A 21,218-nucleotide genomic window follows, 5' to 3' on the forward strand; every position below is an offset into this window, starting at 1 on the left:
ATGAAAAAAGCGGTATTGTTGGTTGGAATGATTATAAGTTTTAGTGCTTATTCATCAGTTTATGAGACAAATGATAACGGTGTGCCAGAGTTTTCAAATATTAAATCTAAAAATGCAGAAAAAATAGAACTAAAAAATGATCCAATATCTGTGATTGATGCAGATAGTATTCCTAAAAATATTGTTTGGGGCCATAGTGAGGGCCAACATCAACAATATATGCAGCAATCACAAAATACTATGCAAGCAGATTTCCCAGAGCAATTTACTGATAATTATTATGATTTTTATGGTAGAAATCATCATTATAATAGTCTTATGTCTTCAACTATTGGAATGAGCATGTATTCACCAAATGATGCCAATAATATGAGACTGCAACGCAATTATTAATTTTATAAAAAAGAACAAAAATTAATCTTTATATATTTCTCAATAGCCTGCTACAATGTAATAGTTGTATCTATAAAACTTTTTTCTTATGCATACAAAGTCAAAAAAACTTGGAATTTTTGCAAGCTCAGCAATTGTCGCTGGAAATATGATGGGGTCGGGTATAGCTTTATTACCTTCAAACCTAGCGGCAATAGGCTCTTTAACATTTATTAGTTGGATAATAGCCTCAATAGGAGCAATAGGCTTAGCCTTTGTTTTTGCGAAACTTTCTGCGACAGATCCTCAAGAAGGAGGTCCTGTTGCTTATGCTGGTGAAGTAGCTCCTATCTTAGGATTTCAATCTGGAGTTTTATATTTTAATGCTAATTGGATTGGGAACCTTGCTATAGCAATTACAGGGGTTGCTTATCTATCAACATTTTTCCCAGAGCTTAATAATCCAATTTATGCTGGAATAGCTACTATAATTATTATCTGGATATTTACTGCTATAAATTTTTTTGGAGCGAGCTGGGTTGGTAGATTAGTTTCTATAGGTGTTGTTTTGTTGCTTATACCTATAATTTTAACAGCTACCGTTGGTTGGTTTTTTTTCAGCTCAGAAACATTTATAAATAACTGGAATGTCACTCATAGTTCGAATATTCATGGAATTTTTAGTGGTGTGCTACTATGTGTTTGGAGTTTTATTGGAGTTGAAAGTGCTTCTGTTAATACTAATTTAGTTAAGAATCCTCGTAAGACAATTCCTTTGGCTACTATTATAGGGGTTAGTATTGCTGCCATTGTCTATTTTTTATCTTGTACGGTGATATCTGGGATTTTTAAAAGTGATGTGGTTGCACATTCGGGAGCTCCTTTTTCATTAGTGAGTAGTTTTATGTTTGGTAATTGGGCAGGTAAAGCTGTTTCAATAATAGTTGCATTTGCTTGTCTTGCATCTTTAAGCTCATGGATGATGCTTACTGCTCAAGCTGGAGCTAGGGCTTCACATGATGGCTCATTACCAAAAATATTTGGGGAATTAAATAAAAATGATATACCTGTTAAAGGACTAATAGTAACATCATCAGGAATGACTCTTTTAATGCTGGTTGTAATGTTGGGCTCTGGCTCAACGGCTGCATTGTTTGGCAAAGTTATATCAATTGCAGTTATGATGACAATTCTTCCATATTTTTATTCAGCATTAAATCTCATAGATGTTGTTGAGCATCCTGTTAAGCATTTCGTTTTGACTGTTGTAGCTATAGTAGCAATATTGTTTTGTTTTATAGCTTATATTGGTGCAGAAGATTATGCTTTAGTTAGTGTGACTATTATATCCTTAATTACGATGATTTTTTATGTTCGTAAAGATAGGGAAGATTTTGAAAAAAGAGTTTATAAAGATGTTCATCATTGGCAAATAAAAGGTGATTAGTTATGCGAAATATTTTGTTTGTATATAGTAAAAAGCTTCCTGTACATAAATTAGAGTTTTTACAAAACTTAGAATCTAATTTAATTAAAGAAAATTATGACTGTTTGTTAACCACAGATTTGAATACTGCGGCTGAAATTGTTAAATCAAATAATAGAGTTGCAAGTATTATTTTAGATTGGGACCATTTTGAATTATCAGCTTTTGAGAAATTAGCAGACTATAATCCAAACTTACCTATATTCGCTATAGGAGATAATCACTTAGATATCGAGTTAAATTTAGTTGATTTTGAGTTAAACTTAGATTTCTTACAGTATGATGCAGTTCTTTTAAATGATGATATAGAAAAAATAATAAACGGCATAGATGCTTATTATAAAGCAATAATGCCTCCTTTTACAAAACAACTAATGCATTATATAAATGAGAGTAATTATTCATTTTGTACTCCAGGGCATCAGCAAGGACATGGTTTTCAGAAGTCTCCTGTAGGAGCTGCATTTTATGATTTTTTTGGGCCAAATGTTTTTAAGTCTGATATTTCAATATCTATGGAAGAAATGGGAAGTCTTTTAGATCATTCTGGTCCTCATAAGGAAGCTGAGGATTATGTGGCAGATATTTTTAATGCTGATAGATCATTAATAGTTACTAATGGTACTTCAACTTCAAATAAAATTGTTGGGATGTATTCTGCAGGTCAGGGAGACACTATTTTAGTAGATAGAAATTGTCATAAATCTCTTACTCATTTAATGATGATGGTAGATGTTAACCCTATATACCTAAAACCTACGCGAAATGCCTATGGTATAATCGGAGGGATTCCTCTATCAGAGTTCACAAGCGCTTCAATAGAAAAGAAATTATCAGATCATCCTGTAGCTGAGAGCTGGCCTAGATACTGTGTTATAACAAACTCTACTTACGATGGGATTTTTTATAATGTTAATAAAGTACATCAAGAATTAGATGTTGTAAACTTACATTTTGATAGTGCATGGGTTCCTTATACCAACTTCCATTCGATATATGAGGGTAAATATGGAATGTCTATCAAACCAAAGCTAAATCATACTATTTTTGAAACACAATCAACGCACAAGCTGTTAGCTGCCTTTAGCCAAGCATCTATGGTGCATGTTAAAGGTCACTATGATAATGAGAAGCTTAATGAGACTTTTATGATGCATACATCAACTTCTCCATTTTATCCAATTGTAGCAAGTTGTGAGGTGTCTGCTGCGATGATGAAAGGTAAGCTTGGACAGAGCCTAATAAATGATTGTATAAACTATGCTTTAGACTTTCGTAAAGAAATTGTTAAACTTAAAGAGGAGTCATTAGATTGGTATTATGATATTTGGCAGCCAGAAAATATTGATGAGCAACAAGCTTGGCCAATTGATACCTCTTCATCTTGGCATGGTTTTAATGAAGTTGAAGATGATTACTTGTATCTGGATCCTGTTAAAGTTACAGTGATTTTACCAGGTATTGATAAAGAGCATAATTTAGAAAAAAAAGGTATTCCTGCCAGTATTGTAGCTCAGTTTCTCGAGGATCATGGGATTATAGTTGAGAAAACTGGTCCATATACAATGTTATTCTTATTTAGTATAGGAATAACAAGAGCTAAGTCAATGAAGCTACTTGCTACATTAAATAAATTTAAACAAATGTATGATCAAAATAGATTAGTAAAAGACGTTTTACCAACTATATACAGTAAGCATCCTGATTTTTATGAAAATATTAAGATACAAGATCTTTGTGAAAAGCAACATGGTTTAGTTGTTAAACATAACTTGCCGCAAGTTATGTTCCATGCTTTTGATAAATTACCTGAGTATACTATGAGCCCTTATCAGGCTTATCAAAAGTTAAATAAAGGAGACGTTGTAAAGGTTTGTTTAGATGATTTGCTAGGTCATACATCCGCCGTTATGGTTCTTCCTTATCCACCTGGGATACCTCTAATTATGCCAGGAGAAAGAATTACTCTTGAAAGCAAAGTGACGCTTGATTATTTGCTCATGCTTAAAGATATTGGAGCAGAACTTCCAGGGTTCGAGTATGATATTCATGGTTTAGAAAAAGGAGATGATGGGAAGTTGTATATTAAGGTAATAATATAATTAGCCTTAAAGTTTAACGATGTAGGATTTTCATAAAAAAATAGCTAAGAAAAATAAGGATTTATAAGTGAAAAAAATATCATTGGTAGCCGCTTCCATAGTATTCTCCAGTTCTGTTTTTGCAGATCAGTGTCATCCACAAATAGATAGCTCTCAACAAAATTTTATTGTTGGTTATGGCAGTTTGATGAATGATAGCTCAAGAATGAGAACAAATCCTCAGGCAAAAAATGTATATCCTGTGGAAGTTAAAAATTTTGAGAGAGTTTGGGGGTTGAGAGCTGGAGGAAGTTATAGAACGACTGGTTTGTTGGTAGTTCCTAAACAAGGAGAGCATCTAAATGCCGTATACTATCCTGTAGATTATAAGGGTGTGAAACAGGCGGATAAGCGAGAAAATTTTTATTGTAGATATAAGATTCCTTCTAGTGATATTAAGTCTTTAGGTCTAAAAAATCTTCAAAAAGGTAGTTATTGGATATATGCAAAACAATCTAAAGATATTCAAAGACCTACTAAAGAATTTCCAATCATTCAGTCATACGTTGATCTTTTTATAACTGGTTGCATGCAGATTCAAGATCGATATTTAATAAAAGGCTTTGTTAAAGAGTGTATCTCAACTACAAAGTATTGGAATAATGAAACTTGGATTAATGATCGAGTGAATCCTCGCAGACCTACAGACTCTACTCCAGAAGCATTACAGGTTGATAAATATTTGGCTGAGGCTTTAGGAAATGAGTATTATAATCATAAATATGAGTAACAGCTTTATAAGTATTTAATTCTTAGTATTAGCAGCAGTTTTAGTTGGCTTAGCAGGATATATCATATTTAAGACAATTTTTAGTGTAGATCCTTGAGCTAGTATAGAAAGGATAACTACAGTATAAGTAATACTTACTATTACATGCCCTTCGTCTGGTAGTGATAGTGCCAATGCAAGAGAAATACCTCCACGAACGCCAGACCAAGCAACTAAGAGATTGTCTTTAGCTGAGCTTTTTGAGAGTTTCTTATCAACAACTGTTATCGGTATGGAAATACTTATCAACCTTGCAATAGTAACGATAAATATACCTCCAAGTCCAACCCAAAATGCGCTAATGTTAAATGGAATACTGGTTAATTCTAAACCAATGAGTATAAACAAAAATGAGTTAAGCATGTTGTCAATAACCATCCAGAAGTTATCTATTTTTTCAACTTGGTCGGGACAGCTTTTTTTGCTATCTGAAAAGTTGTTTCCTATAAATAATCCAGCAACTACCATCGCAATTGGTCCAGATACATGTAAGCTGTGAGCAACTACATATCCCATACTAGCTACTGCTAAGGTAACAAAAATTGAAGTTTCAGAATCTTTGTTGGTTTTTAAGAATATCAGAGCAACTTTAGCAAAGATATATCCTAGTGCTATTCCTCCACCAGCCTCTGAGACAATTTGTTTAGTAATTACCCATGCATAATTTATATTATGATCTCCAGCAATAGTGCCGAACTCACCACCACTACCAAAGAAGACAATATTTGATAGTACAACGAATAATACTATACCAGTAGCATCATTAAATAATGATTCACCAACAACACGTGTTTTTAATTTTTTAGGAATAGATTTATTACCTGCAAGAGTACTAATTACAGCTATTGGGTCTGTTGGAGATATTAAAGCACCAAAGACTAAACAGTAGCCAAAACTAAATTCAAAGCCTATAAGCCAACAAAAGCCATAGATTAAAACAGCAGTTACAAAAGCTGATAGTAATAGACCAATACTTGCCAAACCAAAAACAGCTTTTAATTCTTTCTTTAAGTCAATCATATTAAAGTGCAAGGCATTGGCAAATAATAGGAATGAAAGCATTCCATCTAAAACGGTTGTTTTGAAGTCAAAACTAGATAGTGCAACAACTAAGAAGTTGGAATCACTTAAAAGAGAAGCACAAATTGCAGAAAAAGAAATTGATAATATTGTTAATCCAATTGCTTTGGGTAATTTTAAAAATTTTGTATTGATATAGCTCATAGAGGCAGCTACAACAGTTAATAAGCTAAATAAAAAATATTCATTCATAAAAAAGATCTCCTATAGACCACAGCTATACTCCCAGCTACAAGCTTTTGATAGCTCTTCTAAAATATTGTTTTGTATAAAAAAGTCATCGTTTAAATCACTAAATTGACGATCACCAAACATGAAATTTTTTGCTTGACTCTCTAATTCTATTACTTTTTCTCTATCTTGTGTAGAGATATCTTTAAATTCATTTTTTGTAAAGTGTATGCAAGGATGGCACTCAAGACTATGTTGCACAGATTTAAAAGGTAGATTTTTAGTTAAGGTTTTCACATCTTCATAGTTTTTATTTAGAAGAGGGTACTCTAGAGCTCTGTAATCATAGCGTTCTTCTTCATCTAAGTTTTTTAAAAGCTGAGAAGCTTTTGATATGTCTTTTCGGTGTGCTAGCAAAATAGTAGCTTCACCATCAGGATCAAGCTCATCTATTTTATTTAAAAGGGTTATACCTTTTAGAAAGCCTGCACACCAGCTAAACTCTTGTGATGGAAACTGTTTGCGAGCAATAACAAGTTCTTGAAAAGTATTTTCAGATTTTAGATGGAAATAGCTGATATTCTCAGCTTTGAGCCAGTTAAAAACATTTTCTAAATAACTACCCCAACTTGCAGCAGCAAAACCTGTATCTACAGACAGAATACAGAAACTATTAGGCTCTAAATTTTGTTTTGCCCAACATATCAGTCCTAGAGAGTGTATGCTATAGTTAGCAATAATTATATTATCTAACTTTTGCATATAATTACATTCCTATTAGATCTTTAACTTCGTCTAACTTATTTCTTGCAAATGGTCGAACTTTGGCAGCACCTTCACTAAGTATTTCATCAACAGTTTTGGGGTTGTTTATATAGAAATCATATTTTTCACGAGCATCAGCAAGGTATTTGTTGATCTTTTCAAATAATATTTGCTTTGCATCTCCCCAACCAAGCCCACCAGCAAGGTATCTTTCTCTTAACTCTGCTGTTTCTGTTTCAGTTGCAATACTTTTATATATAGCAAAAACTGTGCAATTATCAGGATTTTTTTTCTCTTCTGGAGTTTGAGAGTTTGTGATAATCTTCATCACCTGTTTTCTAAGTTTTTTTTCTGTAGAAAATATAGGGATCGTATTGTCATAGCTTTTTGACATTTTACGACCATCTAGTCCTAGTATGGTTTGGCTATCTTCATTTGTCATAGCTTTAGGAGCTTTAAGCATATCTTTTTTATAAATATGATTAAATCTATTTGCTATATCTCTAGCTATTTCTATATGTTGAATTTGATCTTTACCTACAGGTACCAAATCTGCGTCAAACATAAGAATATCCGCTGCCATTAGTACAGGATAGTTAAATAATCCCATAGTTATACCCTTGTCAGGGTCAACACCATCTTCTAATGAGTTTTGGTCAACTAAAGCTTTATAAGCATGAGCTCGGTTTAGTAGGCCTTTTGCTGTTGTTGTGCTAATTATCCATGTAAGTTCCATGATTTCTGGGATGTCAGATTGACGGTAGAAGCTAGCTTTGCTAGGAACAAGACCTAATGCAAGCCAAGAAGCTGCTATTTCGTGAATATATTGCTGACGTAGTTTCTTATCCCAAAGTTTAATTAAAGAGTGTTGATCTGCGATGAAGTACATGCAACTATAGTTATCATTATTTGACATTTCTATAGCAGGTTTAATAGCACCAATATAATTACCAAGATGAGGTGTTCCAGATGGAGTAACACCTGTTAAAACTATTTTTTTTGACATTTGTATGAAAAATATAAGCATTTAAAAAATTATCATAAATTTTAGCATATCTAGGATTTTTAAATAAGACTTATTTAGGGAAAATGGAGCGGGAAACGAGGCTCGAACTCGCGACCCCAACCTTGGCAAGGTTGTGCTCTACCACTGAGCTATTCCCGCAAACTTAAATATGGCACACCCAAAGGGATTCGAACCCCTAACCGCTCGGTTCGTAGCCGAGTACTCTATCCAGTTGAGCTATGGGTGCAAAAGTGTTGTGTATTATAGATGTTAATATTTAGTTAGTCAAGTTTGTTATGTCATTAATTGTATCAATTAGCTTATTTTCTAGCTCTTCATCACTAAGTTCAGTGTTATCGATGACATAATCAGCAATTTTTTCTCTTTCTTTATCTGATATTTGTAAGTTTATAAATGCAACTGCTTGCTGTCTATCTTTACCGTCACGTTCCATAAGCCTTCTAATTCTAGTTTCTAGGTCAGCCTTAAGGACAATGACTTTTTTTAAATAATCATAATGGCGAAAGTTATATGGGCCAAGTAGAGGAATATCAACGATAGTCATAGCAGATTCAGATTCTCTAACTTGTTTTTTGATTTCTCTATTAATGACAGGGTGTAAGTAATCTTCTAACCATTTTTTTGATTCTTTGGATTCTGTAATAATTGCTCTAAGCATAGCTCTATTAATTTGCTTGTTCATTATTACTTCATTACCAAATTTCTCAGCTATTTTTTTGATAACAGTTGGTTTCTTTGTGATTTCTCTACTTATTGTATCAGCGCAAACAACATTAATGTCTAGCTTTTCTTTCAGTATTCTAGTTGCTGTAGATTTTCCACTAGCTATACCGCCTGTTATACCAATAGGGTATGTGTTAATTATGCTCATTATTTTTACACTTTAAAAATAGTTTGAGCTAAGATTTTAATATTTTTTTTTCAGAAAGTCATATATTTTTTGATTAAAGAGTTTTCTGCGTCTAAAATAGCCTTAAAATTTTAGTAGGTTATAAAGTGGATATGACTCTCAAGAATATTCTGATTGACAAGCTTTCTTCTGGTAAGAAATTATCATTTAGAGAATTTATGCAAATTGCTCTTTATTACCCTGAGTTTGGTTATTATGCATCTAATAAAGAAAAAATTTCTGCCCAGGGAGATTTTATAACAGCTACATCACAAACTTCTTTGTTTGCTAGAACGTTTGCTCGACAGTTTTCTTTGGTGATTTCTCATATTGGTACTAACTGTAATGTTATTGAATTTGGTGCTGGCCAAGGCAAGTTTGCTGCTGATTGTATGGCTGAACTTGAGAGCTTAGAATCTTTGCCTTATAAATATATAATAATTGAGCTAAGTAATGATTTGAAACAAAGACAACAAGAGTATATTAAAAATAATATTCCACATTTGTATAATAAGTTTATTTGGCTTAATGAGTTACCAAAAGAAAAGATAAAAGCAGTGGTCTTTGCTAATGAAGTTTTGGATGCTATGCCTGTTGATATTTTTAAAGCAAAAAATGGTAAGTTGATTCAACAAGGTGTAAGTTTAGTAGATAATGAATTTGAATTTACTGATTTGGATTCTAATGATAAACGTTTTGAATATGAAGTAGGCCGAATTTTAGAAGATAATCTTAGTTTTGAAGATGGTTATACAAGTGAAATAAATACATGGATAAGACCGTGGGTTAAGTCTTTAAAAGATACATTGTTACAAGGTGTGGTTTTTTTATGTGATTATGGCTATCACAGGGCTTTGTATTATTCTAAAGAAAGAAATATGGGAACACTTACTTGCTATTATCAACATAAAGTTAATTTTGATCCTTTTATAAATATCGGTGAGCAAGATGTTACTGCCCATGTTGATTTTACAACCGTTGCAGAATCTGTAGTTGAAAATGGTTTTGAATTAGATGGATATATTACGCAAGCGAATTTTTTGAAAAGAGCAAATATATCTCAAGTTTTTTTAGATGTTTCCAAAAGGTTAGAGAGTGCAGAGCAGTTGAAGTATAATAAAGATATGAAAGAGCTTGTCTTAAATGATAAGCTAGCTGAAATATTTAAAGTTTTTGCTTTTTCGGTTGAATTTGCTCCTGTTTTAGATGTTTTTGATAACAAAGATAATATTGATTATTTATTATAAGAGAGAAATATTTTATGTATAAAAATATAGAGAGTTTACCAGAGCATATTTTTAGAGCTTATGATATTAGAGGGGTCGTTCCATCTGATTTGAATGAAGAGGTTGTTTTTAATATAGGTTTAGCTTATGGTACAAAAGCCAAGGAACTTAATCAGAATGTAGTCGCTATAGCTAGAGATGGTCGCTTATCTGGACCAGCTTTGCTTGCTGCTCTACAAAAGGGAATATTAACAGCTGGTTGTGATGTTATAAATATTGGTGCAGTACCAACTCCTGTTTTATATTTTGCAGCTAAGAAGTTGACAAATGGTACAGGTATTATGTTAACGGGAAGCCATAATCCAGGTGATTATAATGGTTTGAAAATGACTATAGCTGATAATACGCTGGCAAATGAAGAAGTTTTAGAATTAAAGAATCTAGTTAAATCAAATATTTTTGCTAATGGCCATGGAGACGTTGAATACAAAGATGTTTCTAATAGCTATATTGATTATATTCTTGATAGAGAAAGTCTGGATAAAAAACTAAAGGTTGTTGTTGATGCTGGTAATGGTATAGCAGGTGAGATAGCACTAAAACTTTTTGAAAGATTAGGGTGTGATGTCTCTAAAATGTATTGTGAAGTTGATGGGAGCTTTCCTAATCATCATCCAGACCCGAGTAAGCTTGAGAATTTACAAGATTTGATTGAAAAAGTTAAAGAAGAAAAAGCTGATGTTGGTTTAGCTTTTGATGGTGATGGAGACAGACTGGGATTAGTTACAAATAGTGGAGATATTATTGCAGCTGATAGACAGTTGATGTTATACGCAAAAGATGTACTTGAAACAGTTTCTGGAGCATCAATACTATACGATGTTAAATCAACTAAAAATATAGATGGTTTTATAAAAAATCTTGGGGGTAGGTCTGAAATGTACAAAACAGGACATGCGCTTATTAAGAAAAAAATGAAAGTTGATAAAGTTGATTTGGCTGGTGAGATGAGTGGTCATGTGTTTTTTAATGATAGGTGGCCGGGTTTTGACGATGGTTTATATACAGGTGTTAGGCTGTTAAACATTCTTGCAAAAACAGATAAAAACTTAGATCAATTGTTTATGGAGATACCAAATAGTATAGCTACTCCAGAAATCAATATAGATGTTTCAGAGGATGAAAAGTTTAAAATTGTAAATACTATTCTTGAAACATGTCAAAAAGAGTTTTCAAATGCTAAAATTATAGATATAGATGGCGTCAGAGTAGAGTTTGAGAAAGGTTGGGCTTTACTTAGAGCATCAAACACAACGCCGTGTCTTGTTTTAAGGTTTGAAGCAGATAATGCTAAACAGCTTGATATTGTTAGATCAGAGTTTATGGCAGTGGTAAATAAGGTTTTAAAGAGCTTTGGTTAATTATTGTTAATAAGCTTAGGTGTTGGGTATTGGTTGATGTTACTAGGCTATTAACTTATAATCTCACTAATGTGATTTTAATTTCGTTAATATTCGATTACTTCGGAGGATAAAGGATGTCGGATTTTACTAAAGATATTGATGTTTTCGAGACTCAAGAATGGCTTGAGGCTTTTGAAGATGTTGTGAAAAGAGAAGGTGTTGATAGAGCAAAATTCTTATTCGAACAGCTTTTGACTAAAGGCGCTGAACTTGGTGTAGAAAATGCTTATGCAGCAGCAAAAGTTAAAAAATATATCAACTCTATTAATGTTTCAGAACAGCCTAGTTATCCAGGCGATATGGAGCTTGAGCAAAAGATTGAAGCTGTGAATAGATGGAACTCTACTGTTATCGTTGCATCAGCTAATAAAAAAGATAGCTCTATTGGTGGTCATATTGGTACAGGTGCTGGTGCTATGACACTTTATGAAGTTGGTTTTAACCATTTCTGGAAGGCTCCTAATGAAAACCATGCTGGTGATTTGATATTTTATCAAGGGCATCTTTCTCCAATCGTATATGCTCGCTCGTATCTTGAAGGAAGAATTACTTCTGAACAATTAGATAATTTTAGAAAACAGGCATTTAATGGTGAGAATGCTGTTTCATCTTATCCGCATCCATATTTGCAGCCAACATATTGGCAGTTCCCTACAGTTTCAATGGGTCTTGGCCCACTTCAAGCTATTTATCAAGCTAGATTTATGAAATATCTAGAAGCTAGAGGTTTAGCTGAAACTGCAGATCGTAAAGTTTGGGCATTCTGCGGTGATGGTGAGATGGATGAGCCAGAATCAATTGGTTCTATCACTAGAGCTGGTCGTGAAGGTCTAGATAACCTAATTTTTGTTGTCAATTGTAACTTACAAAGATTAGACGGTCTTGTAAATGGTAACGGTAATATTGTCGAAGAATTAGCTGGTGTTTTTGAAGGTGCTGGCTGGAATGTTATCAAGGTGCTATGGAGTAGTGATTGGGATAAGCTTTTAGCAGATGCTAAAGCAGGCGACAAACTTGCTCAAAGATTAAGTGAGTTAAATGATGGTCAATTCCATACAATCAAAGCTCATGGTGGCGAAGAATGTCGTAAAGTAGTGTTTAGTGGAGATGAAGATTTAGAAGCATTAGCTAAAGATATGTCCGATGAAGATTTGCAAGCTCTTCGTCGTGGCGGACATGATCCATTAAAAATTTACGCAGCATATAAAAAAGCCGTTGAAACTTCTAATGGTAAGCCAACACTTATTTTACCTATGACGGTTAAAGGTTATGGTCTTGGTGAGTATGGTGAATCTAAAAACATTGCACATAATGTTAAAAAGCTTGATACTGATGCTCTTGAGTATATTAAGAATAGATTTGATGTGCCTGCTACAAAAGAAGATGTTGATAACTACAAACTTATCAAGTTAGATGAGAATTCTCCAGAAATGAAATATCTTCATTCTAAGAGAAAAGATCTTGGTGGATATATCCCTGCAAGAAGAGAAAATAAAACTGCGTTAGAGATTCCTGCTTATCAAGATTTTGCTAAGAACTTGTTGGATGATAGTGGTGAGAGAGAGTTCTCAACTACAACAGCGTTTGTAAGAATACTATCTCACTTGGCGAAAGATAAGAAAATTGGTAAGCACATCGTACCAATTACAGTAGATGAGTCGCGTACTTTTGGTATGGAAGGTTTATTTAGACAATTAGGTATATATAACCCTAAAGGTCAGCAATATGTACCAGAAGATAAAAAACAAGTGATGTTCTACAAAGAGGCTAAAGATGGTCAAATCCTTCAAGAAGGTATTAATGAACAAGGTGGTTTCTGCTCATGGATAGCTGCGGCTACTTCATATAGTGTACATAATGTGCCGATGATACCGTTCATGATTTACTACTCTATGTTTGGTTTCCAAAGGTTTGGTGACTTAGCATGGGCTGCAGGTGACTCTATGGCAAAAGGTTTTGTGATTGGTGGTACATCTGGTCGAACTACTTTAAATGGTGAAGGTTTACAGCACGAAGATGGACATAGTCACATTCAGGCTGGTCTTATCCCTAACTGTGTATCTTATGATCCTACTTATGCTTATGAATTAGCAGTTATTATGGCTGATGGCATGAAGAGAATGTATGTTGATGGTGAGCATGTTTATTACTATATAACTGTCTTAAATGAGAATTACTCTCACAGAGCTATGCCAGAGGGCGTTGAAGAGGGTATTATCAAAGGTCTTTATAAGTTGGAGGATACTAAGCCAGCAGATAAACATGTACAGTTAATGGGTTCAGGATCTATTCTAAGAGAAGTTGAGGCTGCTGCTGAGATGCTTAAAGAAGAGTATGGTGTTACTTCTAATGTTTGGAGCATGACTTCTGCGAATGAACTTTACAGAGAGGCTAAAAATGTCTCTCGTGAAAATATGCTTCATCCGACAGCTAAGAAAAAAGAAAGCTATATTGAGCAATGCTTCAAAGATGAAAAAGGCCCAGTGGTTGCTTCTACTGACTATATCAAGTTATATACAGATCAGCTGAGAGAATTTATCCCTCATACGTTCGTGAATCTTGGTACAGATGGTTTTGGTAGATCTGATACGCGTGAAGCTTTAAGAAGTTTCTTTGAGGTTGATAGATATCATGTTGTGGTTGCTTCTCTATATGCGCTATCTCTAGAAGGTAAAGTAAAAACTGGTGAAGTGAAAGAAGCAATTAAGAAGTACAATATAGACCCAGAGCGTGTGGCTCCATTATATAGCTAATCGGTAAGGAGATATAAATGTCTATAGAGATCGTTAAGGTTCCTGATATTGGGGATTATGATAGTGTTGATGTAATTGAGGTAAATGTTGCCGAGGGCGATGTTATTGCTGAAGAGGATTCTTTAATTACATTAGAAACTGATAAAGCTAGCATGGAAGTTCCATCTCCTGTGGCTGGCAAAATTGTTAAGTTGACTGTAAAGGTTGGTGATAAAGTTTCAGAAGGTTCTGCAATTATGGAAGTTGAACTAGAAGGATCATCTGATACTGCAACAGAAGAAAAACCTGCTCAGAAAGAAGAGGCTGTACCAGCTTCATCAGGAGCTACTGAAATTGTTGATGTTAAAGTTCCTGATATTGGCGACTATGATGCGGCTGAGATTATTGAAATATCTGTAAAAGTTGGTGATGATATTGAAGAAGAGGATTCTTTGATTACACTTGAGACTGATAAAGCTAGTATGGAAGTGCCATCATCTGCTAGTGGTAAAGTAACTGAACTAGCTGTAAAAGTTGGCGATAAGGTTGGTGAAGGTGATTTGATTCTTAAAGTTGAAACTGGTGCTAGTGCATCAGCTTCAGCACAAGATGCTCAGCAATCAGCTCCTGCTCAAGCTTCTGAAGAAGTCGTTGATGTAGAGGTTCCAGATATTGGTGACTATGATAGCGTTGATGTTATTGAAGTATCCGTAGCTGTTGGTGATAAAGTTGAAGAAGAAGATTCTTTAATTACATTAGAGACTGATAAGGCTAGTATGGAAGTTCCATCTCCTGTATCAGGTGAGGTTGTAGAGGTTATAACAAAGGTTGGTGATAAGGTTTCTCAAGGTAGCTTAATTCTTAAAGTTAAAACTCAAGGTTCTGCTCCTGCTCAAGCTAGTTCACAATCAGTACTAGCTAAGCAAGAAGCTCCTAAGCAGGCGCCTCAAAAAGTTCAAACACCAGTTCAAAGTAGTGTGAATGAATATGAAGTTGATAACTCAAATGCTCATGCTTCTCCAGCTGTTAGAAAGCTAGCTAGGATTTTAAATGTTGATCTAAGCAAGGTGAAAGCTACGGGTCGTAAAGGACGTGTAACGAAAGAAGATTGTTATAACTATATCAAACATGCTGTAACACAAGTTCAAACTGGTAAAGTTGCTGCGAGTGGAAGTGGTTTAGATCTTTTAGATGATCCTGTTGTTGATTTCTCTAAATTTGGTGAGATTGAAACTCAGCCTTTAACTCGTATTAATAAAATTAGTGCGAAAAACTTACATAGAAACTGGGTAAAAATTCCTCATGTAACTTTCTATGATGATGCTGATGTTACGGATCTTGAAGAGTTTAGGAAAGCTAAAAAAGGATTCGCTGAGAAAATGGGTGTGAAAATCACTCCATTGTCATTCTTAGTAAAAGCTGCAGCAGTAGCTTTGCAAGAGTTCCCTAGAATGAATAGCTCACTTACTAACGATGGTGAGAACCTAGTTCTTAAAAAATACTATAATATTGGTTTTGCTGCAGATACTCCAGCAGGACTAATGGTTCCAGTTATCAAAGATGCTGATAAAAAAGGCATTATTGAAATATCGAAAGATATTATGGAACTAGCAGGTAAAGCTCGTGATGGTAAGCTAGGCTCAAAAGATATGTCTGGAGCTACATTTACTATCTCAAGTATTGGTGTGCTTGGTACTACAGCGTTTACGCCAATTATTAATATGCCAGAAGTTGCTATTATGGGTGTATCTAAGACTGCTGTTAAACCTATTTGGAATGGTAAAGAGTTCGAGCCTAGAACTATGCTACCTTTATCTATGTCTGCTGATCATAGAGTAATTGATGGCGCTATGGCGGCTAAATTCTTAACAAGATATAGTCAGATTCTTTCTGATTTACGTGAAATCATAATGTAAACACGGAGTTTTAAAAAATGAGTGATATTAAAACACAAGTTGTAGTTTTAGGTAGTGGTCCTGGTGGATATAGTGCAGCTTTCAGAGCAGCTGACTTAGGGTTAGAAGTTGTTTTAGTAGAAAGATATGAAAATATCGGTGGTGTATGTCTAAATGTTGGCTGTATTCCATCAAAAGCACTTCTTCATATTGCTAAAGTTATTAATGAGGCTAGACACTTAGCTGCTGATGGTATCATCGAAATGGGTGATATGAAAATCAATAAAGATAAAGTTCTTAAGTATAAGAATGATGTTGTAAGCAAGCTTACTGGCGGTTTAAAAGGCATGGCTCAGATGAGAAAAGTAAAAATCGTACAAGGTTACGGTAAATTTACATCTGATAAAGAGCTTGCTGTAGAAGCTGCTGATGGTAAAGTTACAAAAATTGCTTTTGATAATTGTATTATTGCTGCTGGTTCTAGTGTAATTAATCTACCATTTGTGCCAGAAGATGACAGAATTATTGATTCTACTGGCGCCCTTGAAATGAAAGAAATTCCTGAGACTATGCTTGTAGTGGGTGGTGGTATTATTGGTCTTGAGATGGCACAAGTTTATTCTGAGCTTGGTACTAAGATTACAGTTGTTGAGTTTGCTGATCAGCTTATGAACGGTGTTGATAAAGATGTCGTTAAAGCTTATGAGAAAATGAACAAGAAATATGAGGTTCGCTTAAAAACTGGAGTTACAGCTATGGAGGCTAAGAAAGATGGCATCTATGTAACAATGGAAGGCGATCATTCAGCTAAAGATGAACGTTACGATAGAGTTCTTATGGCAATTGGTCGTAAGCCAAATGGTAAGCTTATTGATGCAGAAAAAGCTGGTGTAAATGTTGATGAAAGAGGCTTTATCGCAACTGATAAGCAAATGCGTACAAATGTACCACATATTTTTGCAATTGGTGATATCGTTGGTCAACCTATGCTTGCTCACAAAGCTGTACCAGAAGGAAGAACAGCTGCTGAAGTTATTTCAGGTTTAAATCATAGTTTTGATCCTTTGGTTATTCCATCAGTTGCTTATACAGATCCTGAAGTTGCTTGGGTTGGTGAAACTGAAACTTCTGCAAAAGCTAAAGGTATTAAGTATGAAAAAGGTGTATTCCCATGGGCTGCTAGTGGTAGATCACTAAGTATTGGTAGATCAGAAGGTATGACTAAAGTTCTATTTGATGAAAATCATAGAATAATTGGTGCTTCTATAGTTGGTACTAATGCTGGTGAACTTATTTCTGAATCTGCTTTAGCTATTGAAATGGGTTGTGATGCTGAAGATATTGCTCTTACAGTTCATCCACATCCAACTCTTTCTGAGAGCTTAATGATGGCTACAGAAGTATTTGAAGGTACTGCTACAGACCTTCCTCCTCAAAAGAAAAGAAAATAGTCATTTCTAATTTAATCTAACTCTTCTATCTTTATATTTATTTCATTTTGTTATACTTGTTCATTAAATTGAATGATGTATTGATATATCTATGAAATTATTTAGAGTTTTGATTGTGTTTGGTTTTTTGATTCCTTGTTTTTTATTTGCAGCTATTGAGTCGTCTTCTGAGTTACCTAAAAATCCAACTTCAGTCCAAGCGCAGCAGTATATTGACACCAGTAAGGATTGTATGATTGTCCAAAATAAGAAACAAGTGGTTTTGAAATGTGGAAATAACATGATTTTTGTTACCCCTGAAGGAGTGGGTATCAAAACACCAAGTGTATCAAAGTTTTGGAGTTAGAAATGAACTGGTCAGATATATTATCGGAAGAAAAACAAAAGCCTTACTTTAAACAAATATTGGAGTTTTTAGCTAATGAAATGAGCTTGGGTAAAGTTATATTTCCAGCTAAAGAAAATATTTTTAATGCTTTTAAATATACTGAGTTTGATAATTTAAAGGTAGTTATACTGGGACAGGACCCCTATCATAACTATAATCAGGCTCATGGTTTAGCATTTTCAGTACAAAAGGGTGTTGATATACCACCCTCATTAAAGAATATATATAAAGAGCTTGCTGATAGTATAGGTGATTTTCAAATTCCAGATCATGGTTGTCTAGAAAGTTGGGCAAAACAAGGGGTTTTTCTCCTAAATACAACTCTTACAGTTGAAGCGCACAAAGCAAACTCTCATAAGGGTATTGGCTGGGAGAGATTTACGGATACTGTTATCCAAAAGATTTCAGCAAATAAACAAGATGTAGTGTTTATGCTTTGGGGTTCTCACGCGCGTAAGAAAAAATCTCTAATTGACGTCTCAAAGCATTTGATTTTAGAATCTACTCACCCATCGCCGTTGTCAGCCTATAGAGGTTTTTTAGGGTGTAACCATTTTAATGAATGTAATGAATATTTAGTTAGAAAAAATCTTTCTCAAATAGATTGGATAATTGACTAATTCATCGCCCTAGTTACTTTTTTAAAGTATACTTTTTTGCTCTCGTATATGTTAAAATATTGCCTATATGTTTTATCTTTATTAAAAGCGGTAAATAATGTCTATAACTACGAAAGAATCATCGTCAATAAATATAGAAAAAGAATTAAGGCAATCATATCTTGATTATGCAATGAGCGTAATTGTTGGTCGTGCTTTACCAGATGTTAGGGATGGTTTGAAGCCTGTACATCGTAGAGTGCTTTTTGCGATGAATGAGTTATCAAATTATTATAATAGACCGTATAAAAAGTCTGCAAGGGTTGTCGGTGATGTAATTGGTAAATACCATCCGCATGGTGATACAGCAGTTTATGACACTATTGTTAGGATGGCTCAACCATTTTCTCTTCGTTATACGTTAGTGGATGGACAAGGTAACTTTGGTTCAGTTGATGGTGATTCACCAGCAGCGATGCGTTATACCGAAATTAGAATGCAGAAGCTGACACATGAGCTTTTAGTTGATATAGATAAAGAAACAGTAGATTTTTCACCGAACTACGATAATACTGAATTAGTGCCTGACGTGCTACCAACAAGAGTACCAAACCTTTTGGTCAATGGATCTTCAGGTATCGCAGTTGGTATGGCGACAAATATTCCGCCACATAACATGGCAGAGGTTATCAATGGGACTATAGCTCTTATTGATAATTCAGAACTTACAATCGAAGATTTGGTTCAATATATTCCGGCTCCGGATTTCCCAACAGGATCATATATAAATGGTACAGATGGTATTTTAGAGGCTTACAAAACTGGTCGTGGTCGTGTTATTATGCGTGCTAAGGCTGATATTCATGAAGATGAAGCTTCTGGTAAATCACAAATTGTAATTACAGAAATACCGTATCAAGTAAACAAGGCTAAACTAGTTGAGAAAATTGCAGAGCTTGTAAAAGATAAAAAAGTAACTGGTATCTCTGAGTTAAGAGATGAGTCTGATAAGGATGGTATCCGTGTTGTAATTGACCTTAAAAGAGATGAGTCTCCAGAGGTTGTTTTAAATACTCTTTATGCTCAAACTCAGCTTCAGTGTAGCTTTGGTATCAACATGGTTGCTCTTAGTGATAATAAGCCTAAGCTTCTTAATCTAAAAGAGATTATTGAGCAGTTTATTAAGCATAGAAAAGAAGTTGTAACTAGAAGAACAATTTTTGAGCTTAGAAAATCTAAAGAAAGAGCACATATTTTAGAAGGTTTATTGCTATCACTTGCAAATATTGATGAGATGATTGAACTTATTAAAGCTTCTCCATCTCCAGCAGATGCTAAAGAGTCCATGCTTGATAGATCATGGAATGGTTCTATGGTTAAAAGCATGCTTGAGGGTGTAGATGTTAAGATGTACCGTAAAGAAGAATTAGCTTCTCACTATGGTATTCAAACAGATAGCTCTTATAATTTGACAGAAGAGCAAGCTGATGCAATTCTAGCATTAAGACTACATAGGTTAACAGGTTTAGAGCAAGATAAGATTGTAAATGAGTTCAAAGAGCTTATTGAGAGAATTAAGTATCTGATTGGCATTCTAAGTGATGTAAATGAGTTAATTCGTGTTGTTAAAGAAGAGCTTATTGAAATTAGAGATAATTATGGTGATGAGAGAAAGTCTGAGATTATCACTACAAGATTAGATCTTACAAGAGCAGACCTTATTACAGAAGAAGATATGGTTGTAACGTTATCGATGGATGGATATGTTAAGACTCAACCACTTAGTATGTATAATGCACAAAAACGTGGTGGTGTAGGTAAATCTGCAACCAAAACAAAAGAAGAGGATAGCATCTTTAAGTTAATGCTTGCTTCGACTCATGATACGATGTTATGTTTCTCCAGCCTAGGTCGAGTATATTGGTCAAAAGTTTATGACTTCCCAGTTGCTAGTAGAATTTCTAAAGGGCGTCCTATAAATAATATTTTGCCATTAGATAAGAATGAAAAAATTACAGCAATGATGCCTATTGGTGAGTTTACTGAAGGTTGGTTTGTGTTTATGTCGACTAAGCTTGGTAGAGTTAAAAAAGTTGATCTTTCTGAGTTTGCTAGACCTCGCTCTACAGGTAAGATTGCTATTGGTCTTAATGATGGTGACGAGCTGTCTTATGTTGCGCTTACAGATGGCTCAAAAGAGATTATGATGTTCTCAGATGCTGGTAAAGCAATCCGTTTTGATGAGTCAGATGTTCGAGCGATGGGGCGTTCAGCTGCTGGTGTAACTGGTATGCGTTTACAGCCTAAGCAGAAAATTGTCTCGATGCTTGTCACAAATCCTGATGAGGGAGTGGTGCTTGCTGCTACAGAGAATGGCTACGGTAAGCGTACAGCGGTTTCTGAATATCGTAAAACTAAGCGAGCTAGCCAAGGTGTGATAGCTATCTCAACTTCAGATAGAAATGGTGCTGTTGTTGTGGCAGTGCTTGTTGAGAATGATGAAGATATTGTGATGATTACAAATAACGGGACTCTGGTTAGAACTTCGGCTGACCAAGTTAGAGAATGTGGCCGTTCAGCTCAAGGCGTTAGACTTATTAATCTAAGAAATAATGAAAAGCTAATCAGTCTTAAAGTTGTCAAACATGATGATGAAGAAGTTGAGGAGTTGGAGGTAGAAGAAGCAGAGCATATTATGGAAGATGATGGCGGTGTGGAAATTGCCGGTGAAGATTCTTTTGAAAATACTGAAAACTAGTGAATA

16 protein-coding genes and 2 tRNA genes are annotated in these 21,218 nt (G+C 34.5%); 12 read left to right on the plus strand and 6 right to left on the minus strand.

Features of this window, described 5'->3' with window-relative positions; all coding sequences use genetic code 11:
* The 4 genes from QI37_RS08130 to QI37_RS08145 all read left to right on the plus strand — a co-directional run bounded on the left by QI37_RS08130 (position 1) and on the right by QI37_RS08145 (position 4,729).
* Positions 1 to 393 carry a hypothetical protein gene (locus tag QI37_RS08130; RefSeq protein WP_040010295.1) on the plus strand — a complete coding sequence of 131 codons (393 nt, stop codon included), beginning with the start codon at positions 1 to 3 and terminating at the stop codon, positions 391 to 393.
* A gap of 88 nt (positions 394 to 481) precedes the next feature.
* A complete protein-coding gene (locus tag QI37_RS08135) occupies positions 482 to 1,819 on the plus strand; it encodes an amino acid permease (RefSeq protein ID WP_040010297.1) in 1,338 nt (445 codons plus the stop codon).
* A 2-nt stretch (positions 1,820 to 1,821) separates the two neighbouring features.
* Complete coding sequence (gene ldcC / locus QI37_RS08140; protein WP_040010298.1) at positions 1,822 to 3,960, plus strand: lysine decarboxylase LdcC; 2,139 nt, start codon at positions 1,822 to 1,824, stop codon at positions 3,958 to 3,960.
* Between the two features lie 67 nt (positions 3,961 to 4,027).
* The gene (locus tag QI37_RS08145; protein WP_040010299.1) at positions 4,028 to 4,729 is read left to right on the plus strand and encodes a gamma-glutamylcyclotransferase family protein; all 702 of its coding nucleotides are present in this window, start codon (positions 4,028 to 4,030) and stop codon (positions 4,727 to 4,729) included.
* Positions 4,730 to 4,744: 15 nt separating this feature from the next.
* On the opposite strand, the gene QI37_RS08150 is transcribed toward QI37_RS08145, so the two are convergent.
* The 6 genes from QI37_RS08150 to coaE all read right to left on the minus strand — a co-directional run bounded on the left by QI37_RS08150 (position 4,745) and on the right by coaE (position 8,682).
* The gene (locus tag QI37_RS08150; protein ID WP_040010300.1) at positions 4,745 to 6,040 is read right to left on the minus strand and encodes a cation:proton antiporter; all 1,296 of its coding nucleotides are present in this window, start codon (positions 6,038 to 6,040) and stop codon (positions 4,745 to 4,747) included.
* A gap of 12 nt (positions 6,041 to 6,052) precedes the next feature.
* Positions 6,053 to 6,781: a hypothetical protein gene (locus QI37_RS08155; protein WP_040010302.1), complete on the minus strand. Its 729-nt coding sequence runs from the start codon at positions 6,779 to 6,781 to the stop codon at positions 6,053 to 6,055.
* Between the two features lie 4 nt (positions 6,782 to 6,785).
* The gene (gene trpS / locus QI37_RS08160) at positions 6,786 to 7,790 is read right to left on the minus strand and encodes a tryptophan--tRNA ligase (protein WP_040010304.1); all 1,005 of its coding nucleotides are present in this window, start codon (positions 7,788 to 7,790) and stop codon (positions 6,786 to 6,788) included.
* Positions 7,791 to 7,874: 84 nt separating this feature from the next.
* A tRNA-Gly gene (locus tag QI37_RS08165) sits at positions 7,875 to 7,949 on the minus strand.
* An 11-nt stretch (positions 7,950 to 7,960) separates the two neighbouring features.
* Positions 7,961 to 8,037, minus strand: a tRNA-Arg gene (locus QI37_RS08170).
* A gap of 30 nt (positions 8,038 to 8,067) precedes the next feature.
* A complete protein-coding gene (gene coaE, locus QI37_RS08175) occupies positions 8,068 to 8,682 on the minus strand; it encodes a dephospho-CoA kinase (protein WP_040010305.1) in 615 nt (204 codons plus the stop codon).
* Between the two features lie 131 nt (positions 8,683 to 8,813).
* Between coaE and QI37_RS08180 the strand changes: the two genes are divergently transcribed.
* The 8 genes from QI37_RS08180 (at position 8,814) to gyrA (ending at position 21,212) form a co-directional block, all read left to right on the plus strand.
* On the plus strand, positions 8,814 to 9,947 hold the full coding sequence (locus tag QI37_RS08180) for a class I SAM-dependent methyltransferase (protein WP_040010769.1): 1,134 nt from the start codon (positions 8,814 to 8,816) through the stop codon (positions 9,945 to 9,947).
* Positions 9,948 to 9,961: 14 nt separating this feature from the next.
* Complete coding sequence (locus QI37_RS08185) at positions 9,962 to 11,347, plus strand: phosphomannomutase/phosphoglucomutase (protein WP_040010306.1); 1,386 nt, start codon at positions 9,962 to 9,964, stop codon at positions 11,345 to 11,347.
* A 116-nt stretch (positions 11,348 to 11,463) separates the two neighbouring features.
* A complete protein-coding gene (aceE, locus tag QI37_RS08190; RefSeq protein ID WP_040010307.1) occupies positions 11,464 to 14,142 on the plus strand; it encodes a pyruvate dehydrogenase (acetyl-transferring), homodimeric type in 2,679 nt (892 codons plus the stop codon).
* Between the two features lie 17 nt (positions 14,143 to 14,159).
* Positions 14,160 to 16,037, plus strand: coding sequence for a pyruvate dehydrogenase complex dihydrolipoyllysine-residue acetyltransferase (gene aceF / locus QI37_RS08195; protein WP_040010308.1), 1,878 nt, complete (start codon positions 14,160 to 14,162; stop codon positions 16,035 to 16,037).
* 17 nt (positions 16,038 to 16,054) lie between these two features.
* The gene (gene lpdA, locus QI37_RS08200) at positions 16,055 to 17,467 is read left to right on the plus strand and encodes a dihydrolipoyl dehydrogenase (protein ID WP_040010310.1); all 1,413 of its coding nucleotides are present in this window, start codon (positions 16,055 to 16,057) and stop codon (positions 17,465 to 17,467) included.
* Positions 17,468 to 17,558: 91 nt separating this feature from the next.
* On the plus strand, positions 17,559 to 17,813 hold the full coding sequence (locus tag QI37_RS08205; protein WP_040010312.1) for a hypothetical protein: 255 nt from the start codon (positions 17,559 to 17,561) through the stop codon (positions 17,811 to 17,813).
* A gap of 2 nt (positions 17,814 to 17,815) precedes the next feature.
* Positions 17,816 to 18,475: a uracil-DNA glycosylase gene (gene ung, locus QI37_RS08210; protein ID WP_040010313.1), complete on the plus strand. Its 660-nt coding sequence runs from the start codon at positions 17,816 to 17,818 to the stop codon at positions 18,473 to 18,475.
* A 97-nt stretch (positions 18,476 to 18,572) separates the two neighbouring features.
* Positions 18,573 to 21,212: a DNA gyrase subunit A gene (gene gyrA / locus QI37_RS08215; RefSeq protein ID WP_052399177.1), complete on the plus strand. Its 2,640-nt coding sequence runs from the start codon at positions 18,573 to 18,575 to the stop codon at positions 21,210 to 21,212.
* Positions 21,213 to 21,218: the final 6 nt, after the last annotated feature.

Source organism: Candidatus Francisella endociliophora (assembly GCF_000764555.1).
Classification (GTDB): Bacteria; Pseudomonadota; Gammaproteobacteria; order Francisellales; family Francisellaceae; genus Francisella; species Francisella endociliophora.